The sequence below is a fragment of the Pseudoalteromonas sp. GABNS16E genome, from assembly GCF_028598715.1.
In the GTDB taxonomy this organism is placed as follows: Bacteria; Pseudomonadota; Gammaproteobacteria; order Enterobacterales; family Alteromonadaceae; genus Pseudoalteromonas; species Pseudoalteromonas atlantica.
Genome location: NZ_JAQREZ010000102.1, coordinates 1 through 4,423 on the forward strand (window position 1 = coordinate 1; position 4,423 = coordinate 4,423).

Sequence of the window (4,423 nt, forward strand, 5' to 3'; positions counted from 1 at the left end):
TCAACTGAATCAATAGTCTAATTATATAAATATCAGTATATTAAGTGAACTAAATGTATAGATTAATAGATCATAAGCAGAACATACTTAGACCAAAAGGTGATCAGAGTTTTCACACAGTCTGTGCCATGAGCAGACTGAAGATCTTTAATGTCTGGAATCAAGATTTGGGTGATGCCAATCATACTCATTGCTAGGTCACAAAAAGTGGAACGCCAAGAAAAGCTCGCATGGATAGTCGCCTGTTTGTTTATTAGTTGGTTTTGTTTACTCTTATTTATGTTGATTGCACCACTTAAGCCTAATCAAAAATAGTAATTTGGTATTGTTCGCGTGTTAAATTAGGTTTTGATTAATGGCTTTTATAACGGCCTGAGTGCGGTCTTTTACGTCTAATTTGGCAAGAATTTGTGACACATGATTACGAATAGTCCCCTCAGAGTTATCTAATTTTTTGGCAATCACTTTGTTTGGCATACCTAAAGACAAACACTGCAATACGGTTTGTTCTTTGTCCGTTAAGCAGAGCTGAGGGCTTAGTTGCTTTTTGAGTAAAAAATCAGTCACCGCACTTTGCAATACTCGCTCACCTGCAACGACCTGCTTGATAGCGCTAATGAGCTCTTCAAGTTCAATGTTTTTAAGCACATACCCACGAGCACCTAGATTAAGGGCTTTGACTAATACATCACAATCTTCAAATGTGGTGATGATCAGCACAGGGGTTTTATCACCCTTATCACGCATTTTTTGCAGCACGCCGAGCCCATCTAAATTCGGCATTCTCATATCGAGTAAAGCAATGTGAAAACTATGCTCAGCTAATAGTGTAAGCGCTTGCAAGCCATCTTCAGCTTGGGCTTCGATATTAATGGCGCTATCGAGGTTAAGTAAATTAGCGAGGCCTAAACGAACTAATGTCTGATCTTCAACTAGTAGGCACTTTATCATGGCTTTTTTCTTCTAAATTTAGTGGTAGTGTCATGGTATTGATCAATGTTTCTTGCTCAAGGTGTTGTGAAAATTCACCGCCAAATTGTGCCATTCGCTCATTTAGTCCTGCTAATCCGTTCCCTTGTTTTGGTAAATGGGTCTCTGCTTGATTGTGATACGCTTTTGCAACTAACAGCGGCTGTTCGCCAACGAGGGTGACATTTACATGCAAAGTAAAATGGTTTGCTTGGGTATGTTTAAGGGTATTGCTGATCATCTCTTGGGTAAACCGCAATACACACAGGGCGTAGTCTTGAGGGAGCTGCTCTGTCTCTTTACTTAGTTGGAGATCACAGTGTAAATTAGGTGTCAGTTCGCAAATGGCCTCAAGAGCTTGCTTAAGTATCGTTTTGTCATTGCGCTGAGTGGAAACGATTTCGCGCACTTCAGTCAATACTTCTTGGCTAAGTTGGTGGCAAAGAGAGAGGGTTTCAACGGTGGCTTCATTTGCAGCTCTTTTAGCAAAATCTAAATTAATGCTGAGCGCGGTAAGCTTATGGCCGAGCGAATCATGGAGCTCGCGTGATATGTTTTGTCGCTCTTGCGCTGCATGCATCGCCCCCATCATGTGTTGGGTGGCTTTTAACTCTTTGTAGTTTTGGCGGGATTGGTAATGTGTATTTAAACTTTCGACAATACGCCGGCTAACAAACCAATTCATCAAGCAAAAGAAAAACCAAATTGTAAACGTGATCCAAGGAATGCCATTTTCCCAGCGCGCATAATGCGTTAAACCATACACCAGCATGGCGGCCACAACACAAGCCAGTATCTTAGGAAGCGAAAAATGAGGACTAAAAACCGCGGTAAACATCACTAGGTGGGTAAAAACTAAGGATGTTGAACTCAGTTGTATCATTGCCAAAATAAGCAGGAAATAGCCAAGTGCTACGCCGTGAACAAATTTGTTAGGCTGTTTTAACACATACAGCAAAATAGCTAAAATGGAACCACTTACTATGATTTGCAAATATAGCGCTAATTCTGAGTTGGCATAATAGGCACACGCCAATGTCACCCCAAGCCACGATGCCAATGTTGAGAAATGCCAATCGGTTGTATGTCGTATAGTTGATTCCATTACTGCGGCCATATTTTTTTAGCAATTATTGCAGAACTCGCGTTGTAAAAACAGTGACATCTGTCATAGCTCGGGCTATGAGCTTTGTGACTAGTGCCATGAAACCTCATTCATTTATGCTTTATTAATAAAAGTTAGTTGGGCACATTAATGAATAAAGACAGTCGATTACACTACATTGATAATTTACGCAGCCTCGCGCTATTGCTCGGCATCGTATTTCATGCCGCTTTAGCCTACAGTCCGTTCTTTCGCAATATTTGGTTTACGGCAGACCCAAGCACACATGGTCTATTTGATTATATTACGCATACGCTGCACTTATTTCGGATGCCATTATTTTTTATTATTGCAGGGTTTTGCAGTGCACTTTTAATAGATAAATCGAGCAACGCGCGCTTTTTACATCATCGCAGTAAACATATTCTACTGCCTTTTATTGTATTTTTACCGTTCAGCTTTGCCGTTTACTACCATGCCTTGAGTTTTGGAGCCGGTATAGCTAATCCAATACCGCCGATTTTTGCTGTGTTTAAAGTTATTAAAGAGCCTGTTGTTAGCACTATGCACTTATGGTTTTTGTGGAACTTATTCCAGTTTTGCTTAATTCACTGGTTGTTGAAAACAACTAACTTATTAGGCAATAAATTTGATGCGCTTAGCGCTCACCCTTTATTTATGTGGGTTGTACTTCCCATCGTGTTAACGTTTTCATTAATGGGGCAATCTATTCCATTTGCTGCTCCTGATAAACTCACGCCACAGTTATGGTCGTATGGTTTTTACGGCAGTTTTTATTGGTTGGGAGTGGGGCTTAATAAAAAACAGCAGCTCATTTGCTCATATCATAAGTACTTATGGCCTCTTATTTTGGGTGTTGCACTATCACTGACTGGTTATTTTTCTTTATTACCAGCCGCGCCAAGCTTAGATGAAGTGATTGCCGCCGCAACTTCGGGGTATTTTGCAGCAGCGGGAGAGCTGCATGTATTGCATGTTTTATCACAAGGACTGAGTGTTATTTTGTTAACCGCCATAACGTTTTTACTTGGGCATCGTTTTTTAAATCACCAAAGTAAGCTCAGTCGCAGCATCTCAAATACATCATATTGGATTTATTTAATACATGTGCCAGTGCTGATTTATATTCAGATGCCATTGATTAATACTGGTTGGCCAGTTTTAGTAAAGTTTATAGTTAGCGTGGTTGTTACATTACTTATTGGTCAAATAAGTTATTTATTATTAGTTAAAAATACGTGGTTGGGTGCATTACTTAACGGTAGGCGAACCAAGAAAAGGTAATACAGTCAGCTTAAATGTCGTCACTTGGTAATGACTTAAAAGCGACAAAACTGACACATTAATAGCCACATAAAGGAATATTATTATGCAAGCAATAACAATCAAATCGACAACCGCCACAATTCAAAAAGGGACGATTAAAGCCGACGGTAAATTTTGGCTAACCAACACTGATATTCATTTTGCACCGTTTAATGCACAATTTGGGTTAGGGCCTTATACGTTTTCACGGCGTGAAATTGTAAAGGTGAGTAAGTGCACTGGTAAAGTTGCAGGTATTTTGCCTTATACACATGATGCAATTGAAGTCGTATTAAAAGATGGCAATAATTATCAATTCATTGTGTCAAACGCAGATGAATGGATTAAATTACTTACTCATAGTGCATAGCGCAATCGCTGGTAATTCATCAAAATAGATATTGTTTTAATGTACCTAATAATGCACGATAAAAATATGACGCTATTTTAATTTGGTATTCAGTGAAGTACATGGATTTAATAAATACGCTTTTGCTTAAGCTCGGATTGGATAAAAAAGCTCATCTACTCATCGTGTTAGGGAAAAAACTACCAAACAACAATAACGCGGTAGTTAAGCCGCTTGAGTTATATTGTTTTTCGCCTGATGAGTATTTCGACGATATAAGTGAGTTTGAGAAAGACAATTGTTTTATTGAGTCTTTGGACAATATAACCCCTGTTAACGCATTGGTGAGAGCACTGAGTAGTGCAAATGCCGTTGTTTGTGTTGATAATCGCTCTGAGCCTTTACTTGTGTTGCCACTATTACAAAAAGCTCGTGCCCATTCGTTTTGAAAAAGCCAACGAGGATCAAATCTTTACTTCAGACATCAAAACTTTTGATTGACTGCTTTGCTCAAAGTCGACCTATAGAGTATTTACGTTAACTCGTCTTGGGGCGTGCGACGTGAAGTCGTATGAAGCGCTGTTCACCGCTTAATGAGTGAACCATCTGTATCACCAGATGATCCTAGGAGCCTGAATAAAGTAGCGGCTCTGACAATGTAACGAAGGTTGGTA

General features: G+C 39.5%; 5 protein-coding genes. 3 read left to right on the top strand and 2 right to left on the bottom strand.

Annotation, left to right across the window (positions count from 1 at the left end):
* Positions 1-336: 336 nt before the first annotated feature.
* Together PSI06_RS20615 and PSI06_RS20620 are read right to left on the bottom strand one after the other, a co-directional pair.
* Positions 337-951 (bottom strand): response regulator, encoded by a 615-nt coding sequence (locus tag PSI06_RS20615; protein WP_273604771.1) that lies wholly within the window; start codon positions 949-951, stop codon positions 337-339.
* On the bottom strand, positions 929-2,074 hold the full coding sequence (locus PSI06_RS20620) for a sensor histidine kinase (protein ID WP_273604770.1): 1,146 nt from the start codon (positions 2,072-2,074) through the stop codon (positions 929-931). Before PSI06_RS20620 ends, PSI06_RS20615 begins: the two co-directional genes overlap by 23 nt.
* Positions 2,075-2,224: 150 nt before the next feature.
* Here PSI06_RS20620 and PSI06_RS20625 point away from each other — a divergent pair, with 150 nt between their 5' ends.
* The 3 genes from PSI06_RS20625 to PSI06_RS20635 all read left to right on the top strand — a co-directional run bounded on the left by PSI06_RS20625 (position 2,225) and on the right by PSI06_RS20635 (position 4,198).
* Positions 2,225-3,379 carry an acyltransferase family protein gene (locus PSI06_RS20625; protein WP_273604769.1) on the top strand — a complete coding sequence of 385 codons (1,155 nt, stop codon included), beginning with the start codon at positions 2,225-2,227 and terminating at the stop codon, positions 3,377-3,379.
* An 85-nt stretch (positions 3,380-3,464) separates the two neighbouring features.
* A complete protein-coding gene (locus tag PSI06_RS20630) occupies positions 3,465-3,770 on the top strand; it encodes a hypothetical protein (protein ID WP_128583451.1) in 306 nt (101 codons plus the stop codon).
* Positions 3,771-3,871: 101 nt separating this feature from the next.
* Entirely contained in the window at positions 3,872-4,198 is a 327-nt protein-coding gene (locus PSI06_RS20635; RefSeq protein WP_273604768.1) for a hypothetical protein, read from the top strand.
* The last annotated feature ends 225 nt before the right edge of the window (positions 4,199-4,423 follow it).